The sequence below is a fragment of the Cryobacterium sp. TMT2-14 genome, assembly GCF_004402465.1.
Classification (GTDB): Bacteria; Actinomycetota; Actinomycetes; order Actinomycetales; family Microbacteriaceae; genus Cryobacterium; species Cryobacterium sandaracinum.
In genome coordinates, this window is the sequence record NZ_SOFV01000017.1 from 52,428 (window position 1) to 78,932 (window position 26,505).

Sequence of the window (26,505 nt, forward strand, 5' to 3'; positions counted from 1 at the left end):
CAGTTGTCCGCTCCGGCAACAGTTTTATGCGCTGGCAACACCTGTGTGTCAGCCGGCAGATTATCGAAGGACCGGGAGGCCTGCGGTTGTGAGGATGCGCAAGAGCGAACCGCGCTGGCGCACATCGGAAGGACCCCAGCGGGCCATGCGATTGCCTTCCGAGCGGAGGTCATCCTCGCGCACCTTCTCCCGGGTGACCGCCTCCCCGGGCGTGAGTCCCCGGAGATACTCCGCCTTCAGGTATTTGCCCTGCCCGTCGAACTCCCCGATCAGACGATAGGCCGGCCACTCGAAGTCGGTGAAGTAGAAGCCGCCGCGAGGGTTGCGATGGCACGTCTGCAGCAGGGGATCGGGGAAGCCCAGCTCGAAGATCGCCACGCGACTGAGCGATTCACCCGGGTTGTCCGCATTGGGCCGTCCGAAGCGGATGGCCCGTTCCGCCTTCACCCACCCCCGGGGCGACACCGACTCCTGGAGTTTCTCGCGCAGCACCTCGTCCGTCAGGAAGACCTCCGGGGATGCACTTCGCGGATTGAGGGCATGATCGATCGCGACGACGGCTGTGGCGAAACTCCTGGTGCGCGCCAGGTCGAGCAGGGTGCGCGCGGGACTGGTCACGAGCATCCCGTCGATGTCGACGATGTCACCGTCGGGAACGTCGATGCGGTGGACCGTCACGCCATTCTTGCTCCGCGCCCGGGACTGCGGTGGTGCGAGCACGTGCACCGTGCTCGGCCAGGCCTCGGCCAGGGGAATCCCCCACACGGCCGCCGCCGATTGATGGCTGATCAGAGGGTCGCGCATTCGCGTGGCGACGACCGCGCGGATCTCGGCGAGGTGCCTCTGTCGCGGTGGGAGCGGCCCCCAGTGTTCCGTCGTGGTGAAGACACCACGGCGTAGCCGTAGTGCACTCCTCCCGAACTGCGCCTCGCGCCGAAAGTGCCGGTCGTCTGACTCTGTGGCGGCGGCCCCGCCCGAGAGGTACAGCCCGGTGTGCTCGTCGATTCGCGCGTCAGCCATCTGCCGAGGTTCGCGGTGTGAAGCGGGTACGGTGCCGCTCCCCCGTGTTCCGTGGGGCCCGCGCGGCCCGGGGAGCCTGGGGAGGGGTGGCCGCGTCGCTCCCGGCGGAACAAACGTTGCCGCAGCGGACGACTGTTGCCCGCACACCGGCAACAGTCGTCCGCTGGGGCAACTGTTGGGGAGGTTCAGCACGAAGCAGCCTTGTTTGCGATACTGGGAGCCTGATGACGAGCGACGACCACCCCGAACTCTCCGGTTACGAGCCGCTGGATGCCGGCCGGCCCCTGCGCAGTCCGCGCACCCTCCTGATCATGCGCATCGTCGTCGTGCTCGGGCTCGTGGCGCTGATCGTGCCCGGCATCCTGACGAGCGTGCAGGTGGCAACGACCACGGCCGCCAATGCGTGCAGCGTGGCCACGGCTCGGTACTATCCGGGCGCCGTCGACTTCGACGCCCGCTTCGAGCTGAACGGTCCGGGCGGCTTCGGCTGGCAGTGCTACGCGATCGATCTGAACGAGCGCGAGACGTATGTCGTGCCGCTCGGCATCATTCCCTCGGCGCCCCGGGCGCCCAGCACCGAGATGCCGGTGTAGACCCGGTCCCGATCAGGACTGAGCCCCGACAGACTGATGGCCGGTCACCGACATCCGTCGACGACCGGCCGGGGTTCGCTGTGCGAAGGGCCCGCGGCTATGCGGCGCCCTCGAACATCGAGGTGACGGAACCCTCGTCGAAGACCTCGTGGATGGCCCGTGCCAGAAGCGGCGCGATCGGCAGTACGGTGAGCGTGGGGAAGCGCTTCTCCTCGGGGATCGGCAGGGTGTCGGTGACGACGACCTCGGAGATCGCGGGATTCTGCAGCAGCTCCAGCGCCGGGTGGCTGAACACGGCGTGGGTGGCGGCGACGACGACGCCGATCGCGCCGGCGGCGCGCAGGGCCTCGGCGGCGAGAACGATTGTGCGGCCGGTGTCGATCATGTCGTCGACGATCAGGCAGACGCGACCCTCGACCTGGCCGACGATCTCGTGCACGGAGACCCGGTTGGCGACCTTCGGGTCGCGACGCTTATGGATGATGGCCAGCGGGGCGCCGAGCTTGTCGCTCCAGATGTCGGCGACGCGCACGCGGCCCATGTCGGGCGAGACGACAGTCAGGGTGGCCGGGTCGAGCTTCTCCTTGAAGTGCTCGAGCAGCACGGGCATGGCGAAGAGGTGGTCGACGGGGCCGTCGAAGAAGCCCTGTATCTGGGCGGCGTGCAGGTCGACGGCCATGATCCGGTCGGCTCCGGCGACCTTGAACAGGTCGGCGATCAGCCGGGCCGAGATCGGCTCGCGGCCGCGGCCCTTCTTGTCCTGGCGGGCGTAAGGGTAGAACGGCGCCACGACCGTGATGCGCTTGGCGGAGGCCCGCTTGAGCGCGTCGACCATGATCAGCTGTTCCATCAGCCACTCGTTGATCGGGTCGGTGTGCGACTGGATCACGAAGGTGTCCGAGCCGCGCACGCTCTCATCGAATCGCGCGTAGATCTCGCCGTTCGCGAAGGTGCGTGCGTCGGTGTGAACGAGTTCGGTACCAAGTTCCGTGGCGATGTCCAGTGCCAGTTGCGGGTGTGCTCGCCCCGAAACCAATACAAGTCGCTTTTCGCCGCTGGTCTTGATTCCAGACACCTAGTCTCCACTCTTTGCCGCAGCCGCCGCCGCATCGGTTCCTGGGCGGTTGGTCTGTACCCAGCCGTCCATATTGCGTTGTGGGGCCACGGTGAGGCCCAAGGCCCCGGCCGGCACGTCCTTACGGACGATTGTTCCGGCACCCGTGTACGCCCCGTCCCCAATCCTAATCGGCGCGACGAACACGTTGTGCGACCCGGTGCGCACGTGGGACCCGATCTCACTGTGGTTCTTGGTCACACCGTCGTAGTTAGCGAAGATCGTGCCGGCCCCGATGTTCGATCCCACTCCCACGGTCGCGTCGCCGACGTAGCTGAGGTGCGGCACTTTGCTACCCACGCCGATGGTCGCGTTCTTGGTCTCGACAAAGGTACCGATCTTGCCGTCAGCGCCCAGATTCGTGCCCGGGCGCAGATAGGCGAACGGACCGACGGATGCGCCGGCGCCGATGACCGCGAGCGTCGCATCCGTGCGCTTCACCACCGCGTTCTCGCCGATTTCACAATCGAGGAGGGTGGTGTCCGGGCCGATCACGGCACCGGTCTCGATCACGGTCGAACCGAGGATCTGCGTGCCCGGCCGGATGATGACATCCGGAGCCAGCTTCGCCTTGAGGTCGATCCAGGTGGTGGCAGGATCCTGCACGGTCACGCCGGCCAGCTGCCAGCCGTAGACGATGAGGCCGTTCAGCTGGCGCGCGGTCTCGCTGAGCTGGGACCGGTCGTTGATGCCGGCCACCAGCCAGGCGTCGGCGACCGGCACGGCCCGCACTTCGGCCCCGGCCTGGCGCAGCAGCCCGACCACGTCGGTGAGGTACTTCTCTCCCTGCGCGTTCTCGGTGGTGACGTTGGCCAGCTGCTCGCGCAACTCGGCTACGCGGAAGACGTAGACCCCGGCGTTCGTCTCGGAGATGGCACGTTCCTCGGCCGTCGCATCCTTCTGCTCGACAATGCGGTCGAAGGCGCCCTCTTCGGAGCGCACGATGCGGCCATAGCCGGTGGCATCTTCCGGAAAGGAAGAGAGTACGGTGGCCGAGACGTCCCGGTCGCGGTGCGCGGCGACGAAACTGGCCAGCGTGGCCGCGTTGAGCAGCGGCACGTCGCCGCTGACCACGAGCACGTCGCCCTCGAAGTCATCGGGGAGAGCGGTGATGGCCTGCTCCACGGCCCGTCCGGTGCCGGGCAGCTCGTCCTGGTCGACGATCAGGCTCTCGGGCAGGTCCTTGCCGACGAGGGCGGCCAGCTGGTCGCGCTCGTGGCGCACCACGGTGACGACATGTGCCGCTTCGAGGGCGCGGGAGGTCGCCAGCACATGGCTGAGAATGGGCAGACCGGCCAACTCGTGCAGTAGTTTCGGAGTGCTTGATTTCATGCGGGTGCCCTGGCCGGCGGCCAGCACGACGATTGCGAGTCGGGAATCAGTCACGGGGTTTCCTCTAGCTTCGGTGGAGCCGCCCGGGGAAGACCGGATGGTGACGCCATGCAGTGCTCCGCCGCCAGGACTCGAACCTAGACCTAACAGCTCCAAAGGCTGTCGTGCTGCCATTACACCACGGCGGAATTCGTCGACCGCGGGCCGACCAACGGTGACAAGTCTGCCAGATATCGCGCCGATAGCGCGCCCCGGCGCTCCTGGGACGCGCTCCTGCGCCGGTTGGCGTGCCCGAGCGGGATAATAGACGGATGCCCGCACATGACGAAGTCGACCGGATCGTTGACGCCTGGCTGCGCGAACGGCCCGACCTTGACTTCGCACCGCTTCAGGTGCTGTCGCGCGTGGCCCGTCTGTCCAAGCACCTGGACCGCGCCCGCCGCACCGCGTTCTCCCGCTCAGAGTTGGACTCCTGGGAGTTCGACGTGCTCTCGGCGCTGCGCCGCGCGGGGGCACCCTACGAGCTGAGCCCGAAGGCCCTGCTGCAGCAGACGCTGGTCTCCAGCGGCACGATGACCAACCGGATCGACCGGCTCGTTGAGCGCGGGCTGGTCACCCGGCGCACGGACCCCAATGACGGACGCGGCATTTTCGTGGGGATGAACCCGGCCGGGCTCACCCGGGTGGATGCCGCCATCACCCGGCTGGTCGACGCCGAGGCCGAATTGCTCGCCATGCTGTCGCCGAGCGAGCAGGCCGGTCTCGCGACCCTGCTGCGCAAGCTCAGCCTCGGCTTCGACTGAGTTATTTCGCGATCGAGGCCCTGGGAAAGTCCCGCCAGGTGCGGAAGAAACGCGCCTCCACGGCGGCGGCCCCGTTCTGTTCCACTGCGTGCAGCCGACCGTAGCTGAAGGCGTTCTCACCCTGCAGGTACGCGGCCATGCCGAGCCGGAGCAGCTTCTCCCGGGCGACGACGCTGTCCTGATGGTCGCCGAGGGTGTCCTGCACCTGCCGGGCCGCGGCTACGAGCCGCACCGCTCGGCTGCGCCGCAGCGGCGTGGCCGTCTCGGCCGCATAGCGCAGCTGCTTGGCCCGTTTGCGCGCCTCGTGCAGCGCCTCGTCGCGCACAGCGCCCGACGGGGTGCCTTGCGCCAGGAAAACGGATGCGCGCAGCCGCTTCCAGTCCGCGCGGATCAGTTCGGGGATGACGATGCTCGCGGGCTTGTCCGCCGGAGGGAGCAGCGGCGGGGCGGCCAGCACGGCGTCGAGTGTGTCGAGCAGCCGGAAGTACCGCTCGGAGTCGAGGGCGGCGAGGGTCTGGCTGCAGGCACCCCGGATGACCGCCGCGAAATGTTCGTCGATGCGCTCCGTCAGCGGACCCACGACGAGTTCGGCCGGTTCCTGCCCGAGCCGGTGGGCGAGGCGCTGCCGGATCACCTCCGCGTCCCGGGCGGCGCCGAGCGAGCCGGCCAGCCAGCGCAGCTCGTTGCGGAGAGGCCCGGTGACCGCGGTGTCCAGACAGTCCCGGTAAGTGGACAGGACCGAGCGCAGGCGGCGGGTGGCCACGCGCATCCGGTGCACGCCGTCCACGTCGTTCTCTCGGACCCGGGCATCCTGAGTGCCGATCGCCCGCACCTGTTCGTGCACGTACTTCAGCAGCACGGCACCGGCGGAGCTCTTGCGGGTCGGCCGAGGTACTGGGACCGTGACGAAGGGCGGCAGAGCGTCGCCGAGGGCGCGGGCAAGTTTGGACGGGGTTCCGGATGGCTCCACGCCGACCGACGCGAGCCGCACCTGGGCGGCGTCGAGCAGGTCGCGGGAGCCGTGCACGAGCTCGACCTCCCATTCCCGCCAGGTCTGGCTGAGCGGCTCCGGCGCGAGCCGGTCGGCCTGCACCTCGTCGTCGCACACCTCGGCGAGCACCTGGTCGTCCTCGCCGACGAGTTCGTGCACCGTGCGTCGGGTGCGCAGCCGCACCACGGGCACCAGTGTGCGGCCGCGGAGCACCGCGCGCACGAGGTTGAGGATGGCCTCCGGGATGTGCTCCGGGTGCTCGCCCAGCGGCTCCCGAATCTCGCGACGCTCGTCAACGGCGACCGGGAGCTTGAGGTGCCAGCCGGCGTCGACTCCCCCGGTGCGGCGGCGCAGGGTCAGCCGCCGGCTGGCGAGGACCAAGTCGATGCTGTCGTAGTAGAGGGCATCGAGGTGGTGCTCGACGGGCGGCTCCACGTGGGTGACGCCCGGCAGGTCGTGCAGGGGCGGCAGCGTCGTCGCCGGGTTGACGTCGAAAGTGCGTTCGATCTCGGCATAGCCAGCGGAAGTCATGCTTCAGTGTAATTCGGCCAGGCGGCCCGGAGGGGAAAAGCTGACCCCCAGTTTCCGGCCGGTTCTCAGATCCCAGGCCGCCGATCGTTACCCGAACCGGCCGTTGACGTAGTCCGCGGTGCGCGGGTCGATCGGGTTGCCGAACATGGCGTCGGTGGGTCCGTGTTCCACGATCCCGCCGGGCGTGCCCTGAGCGGCGAGGAAGAAGGCGCAGTTCTGCGAGACGCGCTGCGCCTGCTGCATGTTGTGGGTCACGATCACGATGGTCACCTCCCGGGCGAGTTCGAGCATGGTCTCCTCGATCACGCGCGTCGACGTGGGGTCGAGGGCCGAGCACGGTTCGTCCATGAGCAGGATGCGCGGAGTCACCGCCAGGGATCGGGCGATGCACAGGCGTTGCTGCTGGCCGCCGGACAGCCCGCCGCCCGGCTCCCGAAGACGGTCCCGCACTTCCTTCCACAGGCCGGCCTTGGTCAGGCAGCTCTCCACGAGGTAGTCCTTCTCGTCGTTCGAGGCACGCTGGCCGGTGAGGGTGAGGCCTGCGATGACGTTGTCGTAGATCGACATCGCCGGGAAGGGGTTGGGCTTCTGGAAGACCATCCCGATGTGTTTGCGGGCGTCGACGAGCTTGCGTTCCGGGTCATAGATGTCTACGCCGTCGAGGAGCACCTCTCCGGCCAGGCTTGCGGAGGGAACGAGCTCATGCATCCGGTTCAGGATGCGCAGGAACGTCGACTTGCCGCAGCCCGACGGCCCGATCAGCGAGGTGATGACGCCCGCGGGCATCACGAGGTTGACCCGGTCGAGAACCTGACGCTCGCCGAACCAGGCGGAAACGTTGCGGCCTTCGAGGGTGGCCAGTGGGGCGAGGTCCCCCACAGCCGCGTGGCCCGGGGCTTCCGGGGACAGGTCCTGGCCGGCCGGGCGTTTGCGCCACGGCACGGACAGGCGACTCGTCAGGGTCGGCACGGCGGATCGAGCCGGCGGGCGCAGCCTGCTCTCTCGCTGCCGTGGGGCCTTCTGTAGCGGCAGCACCTGCGTCGCGTCAGCGTTGATCATTTCGTCGTTCATGGACTCCATCGTTTCTACAGCAGGTTCGGAAGCAGGCGCACCACCTGGTCGGCCACGAACAGGCCGCCCACGGTGACGACGGGGAGGAAAACCGTCCAGGTTTTGCGGAGGCCGACGCGTCGATAGGCCCACACGGCGGCAAGCTCGACCAGCAGCAGGAACTGCAAGGCGAACACAAGCGCCCACACCGTTCTGGTGTCAGTGGCGAGCTCCCGGTCGACGGCAGGCAGGGTCACGAATGTGGTCGCTCGGACGCCCGCCGGTTTCGTTTCCGAAACGAGCTCAGCATCCACCCGGGCGATCCCGCTCGGCACAAACGCGGGGCCGCGAGCCGTCACGAGGATCAGGCGGCTCTTCCCCGCGCCGAGGGGAGCCGGCATGGGGTCACCCGCGTACCGAACGCCGAGAACGGAGAATTCCTGACGGCCCTGCCCGGTGATGACGGTGAACTGCTGCCCCGGTCGTAACTCCTGCAGTCGGGCGAAAGGGCCGCCGTAGGCAGCGGCGCGGCCCATGATGACGCTGTAGCCGGCCTGGCCCGGCAACACGGTATCGCGGCGGTGGCCCGGTCCGGCACGCAGGGTACCGGAGTCGGTTCCTTCGACGACCACCTCGTGCACCCCGATCGAGGGAATGTCGATCAGCGCCACTGGGGCTCCGGCCTCGAGCAGAACCTGGTCCACGGTGCCCTCGCTGACCGGGGCCGTGCCCTGAGCGAGCTCTGCTCGCAGCGAGTTCGTCAGCTGCTGCTGCGAGACGAAGTGCTGCACTTGGCCGAAAATCGTGAGGTTGGCGAGAAAGCCGAAGATGAGCACGGCAACGATCGTGAGCGTGGTGCGGATGGCCTGCTCGCGTGCGCTCAGCACCACGAATGCGCGCGGGGGCACGGGCATGCGCCGCGGCGGCGTTGGCAGCTTCGGTCGCCGGAGCGTTGTGGCGACCGTCACGATGTGACCGGCCCGTAGCCGAGTGCGAGGTCGGGCAGTGGGCGTCGCGACCGGCGGAGCCGAAGCAACTGGCGCACCGCCAGGACGAGCGCTGCCAGGAGCACGAGCATCGCCGTGAGGAACCACGGCAGGATGAGCGTGAACGAGTCGCGGGTCAGCGACCAGAGAGCCGTGCCGGCGATGTCCACGGGCGGAGTCATCGTCACGTGGCCTCGGAAGAAGGTCCACTGGCCGACATCTTCAAAGGTTGCCCTCATGGTGCGTGTCTCCCCCGGTGCGAGGTTGGCAACCTCGACCGTGTCAAGCGTCTGGACGGGCAGGTTGATCGCATTGTCGAGCCAGAACCGGAGGCTCGAGGTGATCGGGGCGGTGCTGACGTTCTTCATCGTGAACTCCAGGGTCAGGTCCCCGCCCTCCGGCCCGATCTGCGGAGCGGGTAGCACGGTGAGCCCGCTGACATAGAAGAAATCGTGGATGTTCGTCGGCTCCCCGCTCATACCGCTAGGCCCATTCGTGGCAGCCTCGGCGCTCGCGGGGGTCGCGGTGAGCCCGGCAAGCCCGCAAATCAAGGACATTGCGATGAGGGTCACGGCCGTCAGGCGGGGCGCGGCAGTGGATGTGAGCACAATCAAGTTAGTCCATTCCAGGTTTCGGCATGCTGGACGCAGAGCAAACGACGGGGAAACGCGATCTCGCGCGCGAGCACCAATGCATCAACTCAACAGACGCATAGACGCCGACGAACGCCCGAAGGCCACGGGACAACTCGTCCCGTGGCCTTCGGACGTACGGTGTGCTGCCTACTTGTCAGCGCGGCGGAAGCGACGCGCGATAATCACGCCGGCCCCGGCCGCGAGGGCGAGCATGCCCGAAGCCAGCAGCGGAAGGGTGTTGGCGGTTCCGGTCGACGCGAGCTCCTTGTCGGCCTTCGTCGCTGCGGCAACGCGCTCTGACGAGCCAGACGCCGGGTTGCCCGACGAGCCGGAGTTGAGGCCCGGCGTCACAGCAGGAACCGCAGCCGGCGTCGCGGTCGGCGTTGGCGTCACAGTCGGCGTCGGCGTCGCGGTCGGCGTCGAGGTCGCGGTCGGCGTCGAAGTCGCGGTCGGCGTCGAAGTCGCGGTCGGCGTCGGAGTCGGCGTCGGAGTCGGAGTCGGCGTCGGCGTCACCGGCACATCGGCCTGCGGCAGGAACGTGAAGGCGCCGGTGACCGGAACGACGCTGATCGTACGGTAGAAGGCGGCGGTCACTGTGACACCAGAGTTCATCGTGCACGCGAGGCCCAGGCTGTAGTTGCCGCCGGCGTTCCTGGCCGCAGTCTGGGAGTTATTGATGAGCGAGATCGGCGCGAGGGTCGGGTTGAGCACGTTGCGTGTCGCTCCGTTGAACGCGAGGGGCGCGTACGCCTTCCAGGTGAGGACGGTGTTTTCGGTTCCGGGGGTGGCCAGGAAGGCGAAGATATTCGTTGAGTTCGCCGGGCAGGTGAACTCGCCGTTGATGTCGCCCTGAGTGGAGGAGCCGAAGAGGTCCTCCTTCCAGCCCCAGACGTAGCCGTCCGACTTCTGGACGGCATCCGTGTCGTACATGTAGACGGGAGCGGCAGAACCATTCGTCTGCGTTGCGGCTGTCGCGGCACTCGCCGCGGCCGTGGCTCCGGCGACCAGAGCGAGCGAAACGACGCCGGCGGCGACGAGACACGACTTCTTGTTGATCTTCATTTATTTACAGTCCTGTTCTTGGGCGGAGGTCACTTGGAGATTCGAACGGCGGTGGTGGTCGAGGGTGCGAGAATGCCGAATTTTTTCTTCAACGAACCGGCTTTGGCGGCAAAAGTCGTCTGGGAGTTCGTCAGGCTGGCGCTTTTTGTCGGATCGAGCAGGTCGGCCAGAGTCGAGTCATATGCGGCATTCGTCGGGTCAACTCGTGCGTACTGAACAACGAGGTACGTGTCGCGTCCCCAACGAGAGTCGGCGTAGTAGGCGGCCACCGGGGCCATCGAGGTGCCGGTGCCTGTCACGGGGGTGGTGCCTGCGACCAGGGAGCCCAGGACCGTGGTGTCCTTCTTCTTGGGGAAGCTCGCACCAGTGTTCATGGCGACCCAGCGGGACACCGACATAGGCGCGACAGTGTTGATACCCAGGTCAGAGGCGTCGTGCTCCTGACCCACGGTGACACACGAACCCAGGGTCGAATCCGTGACGCCGATTTTGGACATGAAGTCCTTGCGCGTTCCGGAACCGGCCTGCGGGATGACCGGTGTGACCTTCACTCCGCCGAGGGTGGTGACGCTGCAGGTGTAAAGACTCGTCATGGTCGCGGTGTCGATGGTACCGATGCCGGCTGCCGTCGAAGCGCTGTCATACGCGTAGGCGATCGCGTCGCGACCGAAAGGCACCTGGATCAGGCTACCTGCCGGGTCGACCGTGCCTGATCCGGACGAACGGGCGATGTCGATCTGCCCCGTGATGACGACGCCCGCGGGCGCGCCGACGGTTCCGGACGTGTACGGGGCGCCGTCAATGGAACGGAGAAGGGCCGTGCGCCCGTCGCTTGAGCCATTCGGGCGACCGAAACGCACACCGGAGGACTTCGTCGTGATGAACGGGGTGCCGGTCGCGTCGAACGAGCCGATGCTGTTTCCGTTGGCTGTCGAACGAACCGACGCGCCCGAAAGGCCCGAACCGTTGGCCAGGGCGCTGACGACGTCCTCGAGGGTGTCGGAGCCGACGATGGAGTAGCTGTTCGAGACGGGCTCGGCGTTAGCCGGGCTGACGATGACAAGGCCGGAGATGGCCACGCCGACAGTTGCGCAGAGCGCAAGAGCCTTCTTGGTGTTCACTGGGGTGCCTTTCGTGGGTGATGCAGGAGACGGATCCGGATGGGTCCCTCTTGTCTCAGCGCAACGGTCCGAAGCGGGGAACCCGCGCGAAGCGTCACGTTGGGCGCGCATCAGGATCGTCTCCGAACGCGCGAAATAAAGGGGACGCCGCAGGCGGCGAGCAGGCCGGAGAGCAGCCCGGCCGGCACCGCCGCGCGTACCGGTCCCATGACCGGGTCCGCGGGCGTCGGTCTCGCCACCAAGGGGTCGACGACGGTGCCCGTCGCGGCCGGGTCGACCGCGGCGTCGGCCACCACCGGCGCGGCTTGAGCCTGGAACTCTGCCGGACCGTAGGTTGACGGGGTCGGCACATAGGCCGGCCTGTCGACCGCAGGGGCAGTCTCGGGCATGGCCATTGCTACGACCGGGCTGCCGCCCTGTTCGATTGCGGTCGCGGCGGCGAGCGCCTGGTCCACCCAGCTCTTCGGGAGCGGGGTGTAGCCGCGCGGCAGCTGCCCGATCTCCGTCCCAGGTACCTGGCCTGCCACCACCGCGTACCGGATCAGGTTGGCGTAGATGGCCCTCTGGGCGGCATCCGTTTGCAGCGGATTCAACGCGGCATAGACCGGCATCGTCATTGGGTACGCTGTGGCGGCAGCCTTGGCGCTTGGGTTCGCCGGGTCGTATTCGAGCACCTTGGGGTTTGTGCTGGTCGGCACCATGGCGGCGGAGGCCGCGAGCATGGACTCCGGCGATGGCGCCACGAACGAGCCCGCTGAGTTCTGCAATGACGCCGTCACCGTTTGGTAGCGAGCGGCCGCGGCTGCGGTGGTGACGCCAAGCACGCGCTGGTTGCCCACCAGGCTGCGCACGCTCTTGCCGAACTTCGGCGGGACGCTGGTGGGGTTCCAGTCGCCGAGCTCCTGCCCGTCGCCGCGCAGGGTGAGATACGCGCCGCTCTCGAAGTCGCTGGTGTAGGGGCGCCAGGTGACCAGGTTCACTGCCGTTGTTCCGGTGCCGGCAGCGGCCGCGGGCCGCTCCAGTGGATCAGCCTTCGGAAAATTCGTGCGGGGAATCGTCATGGCCGTCCCGGACGGGTTGACAGCGGCATTGGTGGACGACCAGGGGTTGACTTTCATTCCCCACGTGTCGGGCGTTCCGTTCAGGAAATCGACGGCGGCGGGGTCGGAAAGGACGTAACGCCACAGTTGCTGGGCCTCGTCGGATCTCCCGGAGGGAAGGAGCATGTCTCCCAGGGACGGCCCGGTCAGGTCCTGGTACTTCCACTCATCGTCGTTGACCGCCAGAAAATCGGGGTCGACCATGAGGTTGCGCGCGTTCGCGCCAGGGTTCGCGGAGTCGGTGTAGCCGAAGAACTTGAGGGAGTCCGACGTGGCCGGCGCCCCGGAAGGCAGTGAGTCGAGATACGAATTAGTGAGGAGCTTGGCGACCAGGCGAGGCGTGAGGTTCAGTGACGTGAACGCCTCGGTATTCCTGGCCTTGTATTCCTGGGGAACTGCGCCAACCGGTTTCACCCGGCGGTCGATGGAGAACGAAACTGCGACGCCGCTGAGGGCGATCGGTGCGTATGCGACGGGATCGACCCTGTCGGTTTGCAGGGGACGTGAGGTGAGAGCCAGCGGGCTGGGTGTCGTGAGGCTCGCCGCGGCAAGCGCGTCCTCCTCGTTGCCGATGCTGAGCGCGAAAGAGGAACCCGCCGCACCGGTGCACACTTTGGGTTGCCATGACCCGATCGCCGCGGCGACCAGTTCGCTTCCGGAGAGCTGCTTCTCGGCCGAGCCGATGGCGCAGCGCTGGCCGATGGGCTTGAAGTCCAGCTTGACGGCCACACTGTGCTTCCAGGAGTCCCACAGCAGGCCGGACTTGGTGATGTAGGACTCCCCCGCGTCGCTTTTTCCGCGCGGGATGACCACGAGCCAGCAGGATTTTCCGGAGACAGAGCCGTCCGCGGCGGTCACGGGTGTGCCACAGCCCAGGCCCGGGGACTGCATCGCGGTCTGCACCTCGAATTTGACGGAGCCGTCGCCACTGTCGCTCGATCCGGCCCAGGGCACCTCATTCGTCGTGTACTGGGTGTAAAACTCGTTGGTGGCCAGGTCAACGCCGGAGATGCCGTCGGGCAATGTGACCCCGGTGTGGGACGGCGAACCGGTGGCCTTCTGCACGAGGCCCGTCAGGGGATCCACGACATGATGCGTGAGAACGTTGGCCGAGTCGGCGAACACCGACGAGATCGAACCGCCCGTGGATGCGCGGTAGGGAATCGCGGTGAACGCCGGAATGGTGAACCCGTTGGCGGGAGATGTGTACTGCGCGTCCTGCGGGGCCACCTGGTCCTGGCTGACCGCGGTGTCGCGGGTGGACGCGGCCTTGCCGGGGAAGCCGCCGTACTGGCAGGTCGTACGATCCGGGCGGCTGGAATCCGTCGGGTCGTCTCCCCAGCACTGCGCGATCTGGAGGAAGTCCTGACCTCCCGAACTGCCATCGGGCCGCTCGGACTTCGTGCCTCCGCTCCAGTTGACGACGATCCCCTGGGAAACGAGGTCCTCGGTTTGGGACACGGTGACCTTGAGGTCGGGGAAGGGGGCGGTGGCGACGTCCGGGTCGTAGCCCCTCGACGCGACCGTGACCGCGGTCGACGTGTCAGCGGATGCTGCAGAGGGAACCAGGGAGCCGAGCGCGGCGACACCCACGCCGACCAGCAGACCGACGACGATTCCGCTGGCGCCGGCGCGGGCCCAGAGCGCGTTCTTCGGGGCGAACGTGACGCGCTTCACTTGGTTCCTGCCTTCGCGACACGCGGTTTGAACCGGCCGGCGAGCACCGGCGGCAGCACGGCGGCGGCCAGCAAAAGAAGCCCGGCGACGAGCATGATCGATTGCTGGGCGCCCCACCCGCCTTCCGCCAACGTGAACGGTGCGGCGATGGCCGTGCCGACCACGCCGGTTGCCGTGGCGCTGACCGTGGACACGAGGGCGCCGTTCTCGTCGTACACGGGCGAGGCCACCGCGCCTGATGCCGCATCCGTCCCGCCTTGCGCCACCGCACCTGTTCCCCCGGACCCTGCCGGCGAAGCCGTTCCCCCGGCAGTTGTCGCGGCGGCTGAGCCGGCCGCGCCACCACCCGATCCGCTACCGGACACGGCCGTGTCTGCCAGCGCCCCGGCCGTGCCGGTGGTGCACTGGTTGGCCCCCATCTTGTCGCAGGCGGCCGGCTGGAGAGCCGTGGTGGCCAGCAGGTTGCTTGACGGGGAGTCACCTGGTTTGAATGTCGGGTTGTTGCATTTGTTGATGTCGACGCCGCTGGCATCGGCGCCTGGCACTCGCTTGATCTGGTCGAAGCCGGCCAGCACAAGGTTCATCGGCAGAGGCGAGTAGCCCAGGGCTTCGGCCTGCTGCTGCCCCTCGCAGAGCATGTAATGTGCGAAGGTACCGAGGGTCAGGCCCTTTTTGGCGGTGAAGACGCCGCCGACTTCGGTCGGCACGATCATGTAGGAGTAGCTCGCGAGTGGGTAGGTGCGGGGGTCCGCGTTGTTGTACACGCCGTCCAGGATCTGGGTGAGGTAGGTAGGCCCGGGTGTGGTGTTGATGGATGTTTTCAGCAGTGCGACGGCCACGGAATTGGCCGTGGGTTCCGTGTAGTAACCCGCGGCGTTGAGCACCTTGGCGACGGGGAAACCGGAGTTCTTGGCGTAGGAGTACTCCACGTAGGTGATCGCACCCTCGCCGTAGTCCTGGCTCACGTAGCCGGCGACGCCTGAGGATCCGCTTTGCGCCTTGGCGTTGCCGTAGGTGGGGAACTGCGAGGTGAGGCCGCAGGGGGCAGACCGGCCGACCTTCGTGCAGAAGGAATTCCAGAGGGCCGGGTGCTGCTTGGACATCCAGAGTGTGAATTGCGCCGTGGAGCCGGAGCCGTCCGAGCGAACGACGGGCACGATACCCTTGTCGGGCATGGCCAGCCCGGGGTTGTCGGTCGCGATGGCAGGGTCGTTCCACTTCGTGATGGCGCCGGTGAAGATCTTGGTGATGACCTCTCCGCTGAGCCGAAGGTTTGTGACTCGCTTGCCGCCGATTTTCAGGTTGTACATGAAGGACGTGCCACCAGCCACGATGGGCATGTAGGCGTAACCGCGGGCAGGCACCTCAGGGGCCGAACCGTCCTCCGGGGCGGTCTGGAACGGGATCTCGCTGACGGCGAAGTCCACGTTGCCCGCGACGAAGTCACGGCGCCCGGCCGATGAGCCGACTCCGGAGTAGTTCACCGTCATCGCGTAGTTATTGGCAACATTCTTGCGCCACTGGTCCAGGGCGTTCTGCGACCAGGTCGAGCCGGTACCGGTGATTTGGTCGTAACTCGCTGCCTGGGCAGCTGGCGCCGTGAAAACGCTCAGCAGCACAACGACGAGCGCGAATAAGGCTCGGACTGTGCGAATCTGTCGGGTTTGCGGCGTCACGAGGACGTCTCCTTCGTGGTGAGGTCGGTAGGTGAACTGGTCGGCCGGAGCATTGAATTGGTTCCGGTGATCCCCGGACCGAGGTCACCCCGTACGCTCATCCGTTGCAGGTCCCGCTCCGATGCGGCGTCGACGCGCAGTCGCCGCCGACGGGACAACTGGCCGGGACCGGTGCCGCCAATGAGTCGAGCAATGGCGAAGAGGGTGAGCACCAGGAGGATCAGGACGGCGGCCGTGCCGAAACCTCGGGCGATCATGGTGGGCTCAGGAGACTTGACGAAGTCGAAGACCTGCAGCGGGAGGGAGATCATCGGGCCGGCGAAGGGGTTCAGGTTGGTCACCGCGGTGACACCCGAGGTGAGCAACACTGGGCTGGTCTCGCCGATGCCGCGGGCTGTGCCCAGGATCACGGCCGTTGCCAGTCCGGGCCGGGCGGTCGGCAGCACGACATACCAGATGGTGGCCCAGCGGGTGGAACCGAGGGCATAGGCGGCCTCCCGCAGGTTGCCGGCGACCAGGCGAAGCACGATATCCGAGGCCCGGATGACGATCGGGAGCATCATGACGGTGATCGCCATGGCCGCGGCGAAGCCCGACCGCTGGTGCGTGATCAGCACGATGATCGCCGAGTAGACGAACAGGCCGGCCACGATGGACGGCAGCGCGGTCATCGCATCCGAAATGGTGCGCACGAACCTCGCGAATCGGCCACCGACCTCGTTCAGGAACAGGGCGGTCGTGATGCCGAGCGGAATCGTGACCGCCAGCGCCATCGAAATCTGCATGAGCGTGCCCAGGATCGCGTGCACGATACCGCCCAGGTCGAGGCCGTCGAGGGGTCCGGCCAATTCCATGCTCTGGGTGAAGAAGTTGAGATGAGGCAGGGCTTCCTGCCCGCGTATCAGAGTGAACGCCACGACGAAGACCAGGGCGCCGAAGAGCACCACACCGGCGCTTGGTAGCAGCACCGCCATCACGCGGTCCTTGACCTCCTGCGCGTCGCTCGTGAAGCTTACGAGCAGGGCGTAGAAGCCAAGGAACGCCAGATACGCCACGAGCGCCCAGCCCACGCCGCCGGAAAGCGGAGTGATCCAGCCGAAGAGGAGCACCGCGACGGCGATTCCGGCTGCGGCGGCACCGAGAACGTTGAACCGGTCGTCGAGCCGGGCGCCGCGCACCCGGCGTCGCGGTCCGATCGGGGTGCCGTCGTAGGCCGGGATCGTCGTGGTGTGGGTGTCGTTCGTCGTGCAGGTGCTGGTCGCGGCGTGCGTGATGTTGGGTGCGTGCGTGATCGTCATCAGTCGCTCTCCGCCCCGGATCGAGACCGTGCCACGATCGACGAGGCCGTGAAGTTGATCACGAGGGTGATCAGGAACAGTACGAGTCCGGCTGCCATCAGCGCGGAGAGGCCGAATGAGCTGGATTCGCCGTAGCGGAGGGCGATGAGCGCGGAGACGGAGTTGGTGCCGGTCTTCAGCACCTCCCAGTTGATCGTGAAGATCGGCGAAATGATCATGTAGACGGCGATGGTCTCACCGAGAGCACGGCCGAGGCCGAGCATGGTGCCGCCGATGATGCCGCCACGACCGAAGGGCAGCACGACCGCACGGATCATGCCCCAGCGCGTCGACCCGAGCGCGAAGGCGGCCTCGCGCTCGCCGATCGGCGCCTGGGAGAAGGCCTCGCGCATGACCGACGTCTGGGTCGGGACCACCATGAGGCCGACGACAATGCCGGCGATGAACGCCGAGGAGGTGAACGCGCTGGCCTCGGTGAGCGCTTGCCCACTGGCGTCCGCCACCCGGAACAGCGGGATCCAGCCGAAGTAGCTGGAGATCCAGGTGGCGACCGGGATCACGTTGGTCTGCAGGAAGAAGACGCCCCAGAGGCCGAAGACCACGCTCGGCACGGCGGCCATCAGGTCGACGAGCGTGACGAGCGTGGAGCGCATCCGGCCCTGGGCGACCTCGGAGATGAGCAGGGCCGTGCCGAGGGCGAGCGGCACGGCGACGCACATCGCGATCACCGCGATCGTGATGGTGCCGAACAAGACGGATGCGATGCCGAATTTCTGCGACTCCGGCGACCAGTCCTGCTCGACCAGAAAGCTGAACCCGGCGACGCCGAGGGCCTCCGAGGCACGCAACGCCAGGAACACGCCCACGGCGAGCATGATCGCCACGGTGATGCAGCCGGCGAAGAAGGCCACCGAACGGAACACCGAGTCCGAGACCGAGGGACGCGCTGTCAGTAAGCGGCGCGGGGACGAGTCCGGGTTCGCCGGGTCGACCGTTGGCGGCTCGATCGCAGGCGCGTCGAAGAGGGTCGAAAACGACATGGGTGTCCTTGCACATTCGGGTGTGGGGAGCGGAACGAACGCGGAGGTAGCACGTCCGAGACACATGTTTGGGGCGCTTGGTTAACACTGAGCGTCGATTTGTCCAGCTAGAGGTGGACGCGTAGTGGAGAGTTGAGCGCGCGGGATTGCACCCGGTGCAGGACCGGGGGCCCCGAAGAGGGCGCCCGCACGTGGGCGCGCATCACGGCGGCAGCCGAGTCACGGGAGAACGGCGGCCGCGCGGTGAGCGCGAAGTGGCGTGCGCCACCGAGCGGTTTAGCTCGCTACGTTTATATACGGCGTCACCGCGCGCCCGCCACCGCGGCGTAGGTATTCGCGGTCGCGGCAACGGTGTTCACATAGGATTCGACGTGGTTGTACGCGAACACGGCGGCGCGCCAGCGATCGGGCCGGGACAGCTCGCCGTAGTGGCAGAGGTAGCGGCCGGCGGCGAGGGCGGCATCGTCGATTTGTTGCGGGTCGTCGACGCCGTCCCCGTTGCCGTCGGCGCCCCATCGCTGCCAGGTTGCCGGAATGAATTGCAGGGGCCCGACCGCGCGGTCCCATTCGGTGCTGCCGTCCCAGACTCCGCGATCGGTGTCGCTCATCGCGGCGAAAGCGCTGCCATCGAGTGCGGGGCCGAAGATGCCCGGGCGGGCGGCGCCATCCGCTCCGAGTGCCGAACCGTCGTGGCTGCCGTGACCGGATTCGACGTTGCCGAGGGCGGCCAGGGTACTCCAACCGAGGTGGCAGCCCGGTTGTTCGGCCGCCAGGGCCAGGGACGCCCCTGCATAGCCGAGCAGGGCGCGCACTGGGATGCCGGCCGCTTGGGCGACGCGGGTGGCCCAGGCAGGGTCGGCGAGCGCCGCATTGCCATCAATCGGAGGCGTAACCGTCGGCAGGGCAAGCGTGGCGGGCGCTGGTTCGGCCGCGGGCAGCGATCGGGCAACCTCTGGCGGCACGGTGGTGATGACCGCCGACGCGGCCGGTGCGAGACTCGCCCGCACGCCCTCGGGTGCCTGGAAACCGGGTACCAGCCAGCCGAAGACCAGCCAGCCGACCACGGAGAGGCCGGCAACCGTGGCGATCATGGGGGTTCCGCGGTGCTTGCGCACGGTCACCAGGACAGGGCCCGTTCCTCGTCGGAGAGTACCCGGTTGCCGCGCTGCCCGGCCTCCGTGGCATGACGGGCGTCCGCACCGACGAGCGCGCTGTGGAAAGCCTCAATGGTTCCAGCCGAGGCCTCGCGGCTGGTCGACGCCGCGCCATACCAGCGCCCTGCAGTCATCACGACTACATCACCGACGCTGATCACCCACCCGTGTGTGCCGGCCTTGGGACCCGTGACAACCGTGGCGACCATCGAATCGCACTGGCCCTTGAGTTCGAGGACGTGGGCTCGCGCGCTGGAGAACGTTGCGTAGACGGAGGAGCTACGGCCGAGCTCGCGCCGGTTCGAGGCGAGCAGTCGCCAGATACCGGAGTGCCGCGGCGCTCCCGTGAGCAAGGGACCGGCGCGGTGCCCGTCACGCACGGCGACCGCCCTAACGGGAGTGCCGACATTCTGCACGCTCTCACGGAAAGCCACCCATCCATGCAATCGGGGGTCGGCGGCGGATTCAAACGCCGAGAAGACGATGCTCGGGCTCGGCGACAAGATGACTCCCTGGGCAAGGATGATGCAGCGAAGGGGCCACTGTGACGTGTAAGCGGCTCGAATAGGCCGACCCCGCGTGTACTGTCCAGCCCACGAATGTCCGGTCCGGGAGCATCACCTGAACCGGAGGTGAACGAGGGATGTCCGGCGCTGAAAGAACGCGCGAAAGATGTCCCGCACTCGGGGGTCGTCTTACCGGCGGAATGCCTTCCGGGCCAGCCAGTTTCCGAGGAACTGCACCAGCTGCACAAGCACAATGATCAGCAGCACGGCCGCCCAGGTCACCACGGGATTGAACTGGCGGTAACCGTAGAGCAGCGCGAAGTTTCCGAGGCCGCCGCCGCCGACGTAGCCGGCTACCGCCGACATGTCCACGAGCGCCACGAAGATGAAGGTGTAGCCGAGGATGAGCGGGCCGAGCGCCTCGGGCAGCAGCACCGTGAAGATGATCCGGATCGGCCCGGCCCCCACGCTGCGGGCCGCCTCGATCACACCGGGCGTCACCGTGAGGAGGTTCTGCTCCACGATGCGCCCCATGGCAAAGGATGCCGCGAGCGAGATCGTGAAGATAATCGCCGCGTTGCCGATGCCGGTTCCCACCACGGTCCGGGCCAGCGGCTGGGCGGCGGCAAGGAAGATGATGAACGGGATCGGCCGCACGATGTTCACCAACAGGTTCAACACCACGAAGACCCCGCGGTTCTCGAGGATGCTGCCGGCGCGGGTCAGATACAGGCCGAGGCCCACGAGCAGGCCGCCGATCCCGCCGAAGAAGAGCGTGAGGCCGACGATGTAGAGGGTCTCCCCCGCGGCGATCCAGAGTTCGGGCAACAGGTCGATCAGGCTGTCCATCTCAGCGCACCTCGGTCACGGTCGTGAGGGTTCGCACCCGGTCGAGCGCGGCGTCGATGGCGGCGTCGGCCGCGGCATCCGTCGCCCCCGGCGTGGCCAGTGCCAGCGTCAGGTGTCCGAACGACCGGCCCTGGATCTCGTTGATGCCGCCGTAGACGACCTCGAAGGTGACGCCGGCGGAGACGAACTCGCCGAACACGCGGGCCTGATCGACGCTGCTGTCGCGGAACGCCAGCGTGACGAGGCGGCCCGGGTGACGCCGCCGCAGCACGGCGAGTTCCGACGAAGAAGGGAGACCCTTGACAACAGTCGAGACGAACCGGGCGGAGGCCGCCTGCTGCGGGTTCGAGAACACGTCGAACACGTCGCCGCGCTCGATCACCCGGCCCTGGTCCATCACGGCGACCTTCGTCGCCAGGGTCTGGATGACATCCATCTCGTGCGTGATCACGATAATGGTGACCCCGAATTCCTTATTCACCCGCCCGAGCAGGTCCAGAACCTCGGAGGTGGTCTCCGGGTCGAGGGCGCTGGTGGCCTCGTCGGCGAGCAGGATGCCCGGCTGGCTGGCTAAGGCCCGTGCGATACCCACGCGCTGCTTCTGACCGCCGGAGAGCTGGTCGGGATAGGCGCCCGCCTTGTCGCCGAGCCCGACGAAGTCGAGCATCTCGGCGACCCGGGCCCGGCGCGTCTCCTTCGATTGTCCGGCCACCTCGAGCGGGTAGGCGACGTTCGCCGCGACGGAGCGTGACCCCAGAAGGTTGAACTGCTGGAAGATCATCCCGATGCCCAGCCGCACCGGGCGCAGCTCCCGCTCGGGCAGGCGGGCGATGTCGGTGCCGTTGATCAGGATCTCGCCCGACGTCGACCGTTCGAGAGCGTTCACAAGCCGCACCAGGGTGCTCTTGCCTGCCCCCGAATAACCGATGATGCCGTAGACATCCCCGGCGTCGATCGTGAGGCTGACCTTGTCGATGGCGACGACCTCGGCCCCGCCCCGGGTCGTGGGCAGGTACACCTTGCTCACGTCACGCAGTTCGACAACGGGGGTGGGGGCAGGCATGGGACGTCCTTACTGACTGGCGTGGCGCCGGACTGTGCGGCTGTGCTGGGCTGAGGTCGGGCGGCGCTACCTCTGGGCTATGGTGTCCTTCTCGACCGTGGCGAGGGAGGCCTCGAGGTCGGCGACCGGGGTCTTGACCATCACCGCGGAACCGGCGGACACGTCGATCACGCCATCCTGAACGGCCTTCGTGGTCTGGTAGATTTCGACCAGCTTCTGGTAGGTGGCGTTGTCCTTGTCCTTTGCGCGGGCCGCGAAAACGTTCACGTACGGGAGCGCGTTGGGGTCGGCGGGGTCGTCCTGGGCGAGGGCATCCTCAACCTTCAAACCGGCCTTCTCGACGAAGTCGTTATTGATGATCGCGGCGGCGACGTCGGGAAGCGACGTGGCGGTGAGCGAGGCCTCGAGCGCGGTCACGGTGACCTTGGACTTTTTCTTATCGATATCGTCGAGGGTCGAGTAGATGCTGCCACCGTCGGAGAGCGTAATCAGCTTCGCCGACTGCAGTACGAGCAACGCGCGAGCCAGGTTGCTGGCATCGTTCGGCACAGCGACGGTGTCGCCCTTCTTGATTTTGCTGACGTCGTCATACTGGGTCGAGTACAGGGCGAGCGGGTAGATCGCGGTGGCGCCGACCGGCGCGAGGTCTTCTTTGCTGGCCACGTTGTACTCGGCGAGGTAGACGATGTGCTGGAACTGGTTCAGGTCGAGCTCGCCGGCAGACAGGGCCGGGTTCGGCTGCCCGAACTCGGTGAAGTCGACGATGTCGACGGTGATGCCGGCATCCGCCGCGGCTTCCTCGTAGACGGCCCAGTATGGGTCGCTGGCGCCGACGACGCCGATCTTCACGGTCTCGTCGGCGGCCGCACCGGAGCAACCGGCGAGCAGGGCGACGAGCGGTACGACCGCGAGAGCGGCGAGCAGTTTCTTGTTCACGATGGGGTTCCCCTTGTTGGCTTCGGTGCCGTCTGAACGGCGGTGGGTGCCGGCGCGATTTCGGGCACAGAGGAACCACGGGACAAAGAGGGGTGGGAGTCTGTGCCGCTGCGTCGCGAGGCACGTTCCAAGGCTAACGGGAGATGCTGCGCCGCGTGCGCGCCAACGTCACACGCGGTCACAGCATCTGCGACTTCAGCCCTCGATCAACTCAGAGAGTTCGATCCAGCGGGTTTCGAAGCCGGCGATGGCGGACTCGAGCGTCTGCAATTCGGTGCTGAGCACGCCGAGGCCGTCGAAGTCGGACTGGTCGTGCACGGCGAGGCTCTCGTGCAGGGCCGCGATCCGCGCGTTCTGCTTGGCGACCTTGCGATCGATGGAGGCGAGTTCCTTCTGCGCGTTGCGGAGGTCGGCGCCACCGATGGCGAGCTTGCGCACCGCCTTCCCGCCGGAGGTGTTCGCCGCGTTCGCCTCGGCGGGCTTGTCAATGCCGCTCGTCTGCTTCTTGCGCATCTCGAGGTACTGGTCCACACCGCCGGGAAGGTGGCGGAAGCCGCCCTCGGTGACCGCGTACTGGTTGTCGGTGACGCGCTCGATCAGGTACCGGTCGTGCGAGACCACGAGGAGGGTGCCGGGAAAGGAGTCGAGCAGGTCTTCCATGGCCGCGAGCATGTCGGTGTCCAGGTCGTTGGTGGGCTCGTCGAGGATCAGCACATTGGGCTCGTCGAGCACGATCAGCAGCAGCTGCAGGCGGCGCTTCTGGCCACCGGAGAGATCCTTGACCTGGGTGGTCAGCTGGGCGCTCATGAAACCCATGCGCTCGAGCATCTGGCCGGGCGTGATTTCCTTGCCGCCGGCCATGTACGACGTCTTCTGACGGCCGATGACCTCGCTGACGCGGTCGTTCTGGATGTCGTCGAGTTCGAACAGCTGCTGGGTGAGCACGGCGACCTTGATGGTCTTGCCGCGCTTGACGGTGCCCGTGGTGGGCAGAAGTGTGCCGGCCACCAGGTTCAGGAGCGTGCTTTTGCCGGCGCCGTTGACGCCCATGATGCCGGTGCGCTCGCCTGGTGCGATGCGCCAGGTGATGTCGTTCAGCACGGTCTTCTCGCCGAACTTCACGCCGATGTCGATCAGGTCGACGACATCCTTGCCCAGGCGCTGCATGGCCATCGACTGCATCGACACGGTGTCGCGGGGCGGCGGCTCGTTCTCGATCAGCTCGTTCGCGGCGTCGATGCGGAACTTGGGCTTCGCGGTGCGGGCGGGGGCTCCGCGCCGCAGCCATGCCAGTTCCTTCTTCATCAGGTTCTGGCGCTTGGATTCGGAGGCCGCGCTCATCCGGTCGCGTTCGACGCGCTGCAGGATGTAGGCGGCGTAGCCACCCTCGAACGGTTCGATCAGGCGGTCGTGCACCTCCCAGGTCATGTTGCAGACCTCATCGAGGAACCACCGGTCGTGGGTGACGACCACCAGGCCGCCGGAGTTCGTGGCCCAGCGGGTCTTCAGGTGACCGGCCAGCCAGGAGATGCCCTCCACGTCGAGGTGGTTGGTGGGCTCGTCGAGGAAGATGACGTCGTGGTCACCGATCAGCACGGAGGCCAGAGCCACCCGGCGGCGCTGGCCACCGGAGAGGTCGTCGACAAGGGCGTCCCAGGGGATGTCCCGCACGAGTCCCGCAATCACGTCGCGCACCTTGGCGTCGCCCGCCCAGACGTGCTCGTCGATGCCGCCGACGATGGTGTGGCCCACGGTCTGGCCCGAAGCGAGGTCGTCGGACTGGTCGAGCATGCCGATGGTGACGCCGCGCCGGCGCGTGACGCGGCCCGCGTCGGGTTCCATCCGGCCGGCGAGCAGGCGCATCAGGGTGGACTTGCCGTCGCCGTTGCGGCCGACGACGCCGATCCGGTCGCCTTCGTTGAGACCGGCGGTGACGCTGTCAAAAATAACGCGGGTGGGAAATTCAAGGTGCAGGGACTCGGCCCCGAGCAAATGTGCCATAGCTTTCGAGTTTAGCTGGCGCGGCTGAGAGGCCCGCGCGCCCCGGTTTCGCACCCGGTGGCCTGACTGTTGCCGAATCGGACATCTGTTGCCGGCACACCGGCAACAGATGTCCGACCGGGCCACAGTTGCGGCAAAACGGGGGGCTAGTCGTGGATGATCCGGGCCCCGTGCACCGGCCCGGTGGCGCGCACCACGCGCAGCCGGGACGCGCTCAGCGCGACCTGCAGTTCGAGGGAGCTGTCGGCATCAGCGACCAGGAAGGCCACGGTCGGGCCGGAGCCGGAGAGCAGGCCGGCCAGGGCGCCGTTCGCCTCGCCCAACTCGAGCACCTTGCCCAGGCCGGGGGCTAGGTGCAGCGCGGGCGCCTGCAGGTCGTTGTGCAGCGCCTCGGCCAGCATCCGCGGGTCGCCGGCCCGAAGCGCCTGCAGCACGTTGGTGTCGACGGAGGGCTGGATCTGGGCTGGGAAGATGTCCTGGGCGTGGCGTTCGCGGTGGCGGTCGAGCTCGTTGTAGACGCCGGGGGTCGAGAGGCCGAAGTCGGCGAGGGCGAGCACCCAGTGGAACTGCCCCTTGGCCAGGGCTGGGCTGAGCTGGTCGCCGCGCCCGGTGCCGATGGCGGTGCCGCCGGTGAAGGCGAACGGGACGTCAGCGCCGAGGGTCGCGGCGATCTCGATGAGGTCGTCGCGGGTGGCGTCGGTTCCCCACAGGGTGTCGCAAGCGAGGAGGGTGGCCGCGGCATCCGCCGACCCACCACCCATGCCGCCGGCGATGGGCACGTTCTTCTCGATCGAGAGGCGCACTCCCCCGCGATAGCCGGCCTTGCGGGCCAGGGCGCGCGCGGCCTTGATGGCGAGGTTGCTGCCGTCGACGGCGAGACCCGAGGCATCTATGGTGCCGGTGAACACGACCGAGAAGTCGTCGGCCGGCCAAGCGCGCACGTCTTCGAACAGTGACACGGCCTGGTAGGCGGTGGCCACCTCGTGGTACCCGTCTTCGAGGACCGCACCGACCTTGAGGCAAACGTTGATCTTGCCGGGCGCCCGCGCATGCACCATGGGGGAAGGGGCCGGGTTGGTCATGTGACTAACCTAGCCCAGCCGCACACTCGCGACTGCCCCGCGGCGGCACGCGTCAGTGTGCGGCGAGCTGGGCGCGGGCGATCGCCAGGAAGTCCTCGACCGTGAGCTGCTCGCCGCGCTCGGTAGGGTCGATTCCGGCGTGCGTCATGATCTCGGTGGCACTCGATGGGTCACCGAGAACGGAGGACAACGACTGGCGCAGCATTTTGCGGCGCTGCTGGAACGCGGCATCGACGAGGGCGAAGGTGGCGCGGCGCAATTCCTCGGATTCGAGCGGCCGGGCGCGTCGTTCGAAGGCGATCAGGATCGAATCGACGCCGGGAACCGGCCAGAACACCTGGCGGCTGACCTTGCCGGCGGTGCGGAATGCCCCGTACCAGGCGGCCTTGACGCTCGGGCTGCCGTAGACCTTGCTACCGGATGGCGCCGCGAGGCGCTCCCCCACTTCGGCCTGCACCATGACCACTCCGGCCCGGATGGAGGCGAAGTGCTCCAGCAGGTAGAGCAGCACCGGCACCGACACGTTATACGGCAGGTTCGCCACGAGGCGGCTCGGGTCGCCGGGCAGTTCCATGATCTTGAGCGCGTCGTTGCGGATGACGGTGAGCGGCGCGCCGGGATGCATCAGCTCGACCGTCAGCGGCAGCTGCTCGGCGAGCCGGTCATCGATCTCCACGGCCACGACGGTCGCGCCGGTCTCGAGCAGCCCCAGCGTGAGGGATCCCAGCCCGGGGCCCACCTCCAGCACAGTGTCGCCGGGTGAGACGGTTGCGACCCTGACGATGCGGCGCACGGTGTTGCCGTCGATGACGAAGTTCTGGCCGAGCTTCTTGGTGGGGTTGACGCCCAGCATCTCGGCCAGGTCGCGGATCTCGGCGGGGCCGA

At 67.5% G+C, this 26,505-nt stretch carries 23 protein-coding genes and 1 tRNA gene; 2 read left to right on the forward strand and 22 right to left on the reverse strand.

The window, feature by feature from the left end; all coding sequences use genetic code 11:
• Positions 1–60: 60 nt before the first annotated feature.
• A complete protein-coding gene (locus tag E3O28_RS06740) occupies positions 61–1,020 on the reverse strand; it encodes a hypothetical protein (RefSeq protein ID WP_134343489.1) in 960 nt (319 codons plus the stop codon).
• 224 nt (positions 1,021–1,244) lie between these two features.
• On the opposite strand from E3O28_RS06740, the gene E3O28_RS06745 reads away from it, so the two are divergent.
• Positions 1,245–1,613 (forward strand): hypothetical protein, encoded by a 369-nt coding sequence (locus E3O28_RS06745; protein ID WP_104195394.1) that lies wholly within the window; start codon positions 1,245–1,247, stop codon positions 1,611–1,613.
• A gap of 97 nt (positions 1,614–1,710) precedes the next feature.
• On the opposite strand, the gene E3O28_RS06750 is transcribed toward E3O28_RS06745, so the two are convergent.
• From E3O28_RS06750 to E3O28_RS06760, 3 genes are all read right to left on the reverse strand, one after another.
• Entirely contained in the window at positions 1,711–2,688 is a 978-nt protein-coding gene (locus E3O28_RS06750; RefSeq protein ID WP_104100824.1) for a ribose-phosphate diphosphokinase, read from the reverse strand.
• Positions 2,689–4,113, reverse strand: a complete 1,425-nt coding sequence (gene glmU / locus E3O28_RS06755; protein ID WP_104100823.1) for a bifunctional UDP-N-acetylglucosamine diphosphorylase/glucosamine-1-phosphate N-acetyltransferase GlmU — start codon at positions 4,111–4,113, stop codon at positions 2,689–2,691. It lies immediately after the preceding gene.
• A gap of 62 nt (positions 4,114–4,175) precedes the next feature.
• Positions 4,176–4,247, reverse strand: a tRNA-Gln gene (locus E3O28_RS06760).
• 123 nt (positions 4,248–4,370) lie between these two features.
• Here E3O28_RS06760 and E3O28_RS06765 point away from each other — a divergent pair.
• The gene (locus tag E3O28_RS06765) at positions 4,371–4,862 is read left to right on the forward strand and encodes a MarR family transcriptional regulator (protein WP_104100822.1); all 492 of its coding nucleotides are present in this window, start codon (positions 4,371–4,373) and stop codon (positions 4,860–4,862) included.
• Between the two features lies 1 nt (position 4,863).
• Here E3O28_RS06765 and E3O28_RS06770 read toward each other — a convergent pair whose 3' ends face one another.
• The 18 genes from E3O28_RS06770 to rsmA all read right to left on the reverse strand — a co-directional run bounded on the left by E3O28_RS06770 (position 4,864) and on the right by rsmA (position 26,473).
• Positions 4,864–6,384 (reverse strand): CYTH and CHAD domain-containing protein, encoded by a 1,521-nt coding sequence (locus E3O28_RS06770; protein ID WP_134415463.1) that lies wholly within the window; start codon positions 6,382–6,384, stop codon positions 4,864–4,866.
• A gap of 87 nt (positions 6,385–6,471) precedes the next feature.
• Entirely contained in the window at positions 6,472–7,245 is a 774-nt protein-coding gene (locus E3O28_RS06775) for a phosphate ABC transporter ATP-binding protein (RefSeq protein ID WP_198411547.1), read from the reverse strand.
• Between the two features lie 224 nt (positions 7,246–7,469).
• Positions 7,470–8,342: a sortase gene (locus E3O28_RS06780; RefSeq protein ID WP_241973039.1), complete on the reverse strand. Its 873-nt coding sequence runs from the start codon at positions 8,340–8,342 to the stop codon at positions 7,470–7,472.
• 56 nt (positions 8,343–8,398) lie between these two features.
• Positions 8,399–8,899, reverse strand: coding sequence for a hypothetical protein (locus E3O28_RS06785; protein WP_104100819.1), 501 nt, complete (start codon positions 8,897–8,899; stop codon positions 8,399–8,401).
• Positions 8,900–9,202: 303 nt separating this feature from the next.
• Positions 9,203–10,117 carry an LPXTG cell wall anchor domain-containing protein gene (locus tag E3O28_RS16525; RefSeq protein ID WP_174721884.1) on the reverse strand — a complete coding sequence of 305 codons (915 nt, stop codon included), beginning with the start codon at positions 10,115–10,117 and terminating at the stop codon, positions 9,203–9,205.
• Positions 10,118–10,146: 29 nt separating this feature from the next.
• Complete coding sequence (locus tag E3O28_RS06800; protein WP_104100817.1) at positions 10,147–11,238, reverse strand: hypothetical protein; 1,092 nt, start codon at positions 11,236–11,238, stop codon at positions 10,147–10,149.
• A 110-nt stretch (positions 11,239–11,348) separates the two neighbouring features.
• Positions 11,349–14,015, reverse strand: coding sequence for a hypothetical protein (locus E3O28_RS06805; RefSeq protein WP_134415464.1), 2,667 nt, complete (start codon positions 14,013–14,015; stop codon positions 11,349–11,351).
• A complete protein-coding gene (gene pstS / locus E3O28_RS06810) occupies positions 14,012–15,691 on the reverse strand; it encodes a phosphate ABC transporter substrate-binding protein PstS (RefSeq protein ID WP_166784759.1) in 1,680 nt (559 codons plus the stop codon). Before pstS ends, E3O28_RS06805 begins: the two co-directional genes overlap by 4 nt.
• A complete protein-coding gene (gene pstA, locus E3O28_RS06815) occupies positions 15,688–16,989 on the reverse strand; it encodes a phosphate ABC transporter permease PstA (protein ID WP_134415465.1) in 1,302 nt (433 codons plus the stop codon). Before pstA ends, pstS begins: the two co-directional genes overlap by 4 nt.
• On the reverse strand, positions 16,989–18,029 hold the full coding sequence (gene pstC, locus E3O28_RS06820; RefSeq protein ID WP_134415466.1) for a phosphate ABC transporter permease subunit PstC: 1,041 nt from the start codon (positions 18,027–18,029) through the stop codon (positions 16,989–16,991). The genes pstA and pstC overlap by 1 nt, the downstream gene beginning before the upstream one ends.
• A gap of 302 nt (positions 18,030–18,331) precedes the next feature.
• Complete coding sequence (locus E3O28_RS06825) at positions 18,332–19,144, reverse strand: lytic murein transglycosylase (RefSeq protein ID WP_241973040.1); 813 nt, start codon at positions 19,142–19,144, stop codon at positions 18,332–18,334.
• 2 nt (positions 19,145–19,146) lie between these two features.
• Positions 19,147–19,617, reverse strand: a complete 471-nt coding sequence (locus E3O28_RS06830) for a hypothetical protein (RefSeq protein WP_134343497.1) — start codon at positions 19,615–19,617, stop codon at positions 19,147–19,149.
• Between the two features lie 261 nt (positions 19,618–19,878).
• Positions 19,879–20,538, reverse strand: a complete 660-nt coding sequence (locus E3O28_RS06835) for an ABC transporter permease subunit (RefSeq protein WP_104100811.1) — start codon at positions 20,536–20,538, stop codon at positions 19,879–19,881.
• 1 nt (position 20,539) lies between these two features.
• Positions 20,540–21,601, reverse strand: a complete 1,062-nt coding sequence (locus E3O28_RS06840) for a methionine ABC transporter ATP-binding protein (protein WP_104100810.1) — start codon at positions 21,599–21,601, stop codon at positions 20,540–20,542.
• Between the two features lie 66 nt (positions 21,602–21,667).
• Positions 21,668–22,537, reverse strand: coding sequence for a MetQ/NlpA family ABC transporter substrate-binding protein (locus E3O28_RS06845; protein WP_134343499.1), 870 nt, complete (start codon positions 22,535–22,537; stop codon positions 21,668–21,670).
• A 195-nt stretch (positions 22,538–22,732) separates the two neighbouring features.
• On the reverse strand, positions 22,733–24,538 hold the full coding sequence (locus E3O28_RS06850; protein ID WP_134415467.1) for an ABC-F family ATP-binding cassette domain-containing protein: 1,806 nt from the start codon (positions 24,536–24,538) through the stop codon (positions 22,733–22,735).
• A 146-nt stretch (positions 24,539–24,684) separates the two neighbouring features.
• Positions 24,685–25,620 (reverse strand): 4-(cytidine 5'-diphospho)-2-C-methyl-D-erythritol kinase, encoded by a 936-nt coding sequence (locus E3O28_RS06855; RefSeq protein WP_134415468.1) that lies wholly within the window; start codon positions 25,618–25,620, stop codon positions 24,685–24,687.
• A gap of 52 nt (positions 25,621–25,672) precedes the next feature.
• Entirely contained in the window at positions 25,673–26,473 is an 801-nt protein-coding gene (rsmA, locus tag E3O28_RS06860; protein ID WP_233191393.1) for a 16S rRNA (adenine(1518)-N(6)/adenine(1519)-N(6))-dimethyltransferase RsmA, read from the reverse strand.
• Positions 26,474–26,505 lie beyond the last annotated feature (32 nt).

Coding starts and splice junctions, on each gene's coding strand:
- E3O28_RS06840 (WP_104100810.1), bottom strand. CDS start 21,601: ATGCCTGCCCCCACCCCCGTTGTCGAACTGCGTGACGTGAGCAAGGTG.
- E3O28_RS06770 (WP_134415463.1), bottom strand. CDS start 6,384: ATGACTTCCGCTGGCTATGCCGAGATCGAACGCACTTTCGACGTCAAC.
- E3O28_RS06785 (WP_104100819.1), bottom strand. CDS start 8,899: ATGAGCGGGGAGCCGACGAACATCCACGATTTCTTCTATGTCAGCGGG.
- E3O28_RS06855 (WP_134415468.1), bottom strand. CDS start 25,620: ATGACCAACCCGGCCCCTTCCCCCATGGTGCATGCGCGGGCGCCCGGC.
- E3O28_RS16525 (WP_174721884.1), bottom strand. CDS start 10,117: ATGAAGATCAACAAGAAGTCGTGTCTCGTCGCCGCCGGCGTCGTTTCG.
- E3O28_RS06765 (WP_104100822.1), top strand. CDS start 4,371: ATGCCCGCACATGACGAAGTCGACCGGATCGTTGACGCCTGGCTGCGC.
- rsmA (WP_233191393.1), bottom strand. CDS start 26,473: ATGCTGGGCGTCAACCCCACCAAGAAGCTCGGCCAGAACTTCGTCATC.
- E3O28_RS06740 (WP_134343489.1), bottom strand. CDS start 1,020: ATGGCTGACGCGCGAATCGACGAGCACACCGGGCTGTACCTCTCGGGC.
- pstC (WP_134415466.1), bottom strand. CDS start 18,029: ATGTCGTTTTCGACCCTCTTCGACGCGCCTGCGATCGAGCCGCCAACG.
- pstA (WP_134415465.1), bottom strand. CDS start 16,989: ATGACGATCACGCACGCACCCAACATCACGCACGCCGCGACCAGCACC.
- E3O28_RS06850 (WP_134415467.1), bottom strand. CDS start 24,538: ATGGCACATTTGCTCGGGGCCGAGTCCCTGCACCTTGAATTTCCCACC.
- E3O28_RS06835 (WP_104100811.1), bottom strand. CDS start 20,538: ATGGACAGCCTGATCGACCTGTTGCCCGAACTCTGGATCGCCGCGGGG.
- E3O28_RS06745 (WP_104195394.1), top strand. CDS start 1,245: ATGACGAGCGACGACCACCCCGAACTCTCCGGTTACGAGCCGCTGGAT.